Origin of the sequence: Escherichia sp. AM3, from assembly GCF_032029835.1 — a bacterium.
Classification (GTDB): Bacteria; Pseudomonadota; Gammaproteobacteria; order Enterobacterales; family Enterobacteriaceae; genus Escherichia; species Escherichia coli.
The window spans coordinates 1-379 of the sequence record NZ_JAVUPQ010000640.1; the positions used below are offsets into that span (position 1 = coordinate 1).

Below are 379 nucleotides of genomic sequence, written 5' to 3' on the forward strand. Positions count from 1 at the left end.
TATCTGATCCTCGCAACGGGAATATCTTTCCAGCGGGTGGTGTACGCAGGGGAGAGCATATCGCGTTTCATTTGCCATGATGGCGCTATCCCTCGCCCGGCAAACCAGATCTGTCCCAGACCGGAATGATTAATGCCATCGAGAACCTTCATCAGCTCAGAGCTGTGAGGACGTGGCGGACGTTCGTCGAACAGCTGCAGCTGCGAAACGCCGGAGCCGGTGAAGTCATTCAGCATCACACCGGCTTTGGCATACAGGTGCCCATCCTTCCAGATACGCTCCAGAGCCGTTGTGGCGGCCGCAATAATGTCCCGGGTGTCCTGAGTGGGTGTAAGCAGTTTCTCCGTGGCCACGTTGCCGTAGTAAGGCTCTTTAACGG

1 protein-coding gene is annotated in these 379 nt (G+C 56.5%); it reads right to left on the bottom strand.

The features are described 5' to 3' along the window. Window positions 1-379, bottom strand: a 379-nt coding sequence (locus RTW80_RS27650; protein WP_312721301.1) for a DUF4113 domain-containing protein, incomplete at both ends; no start/stop codon positions are given.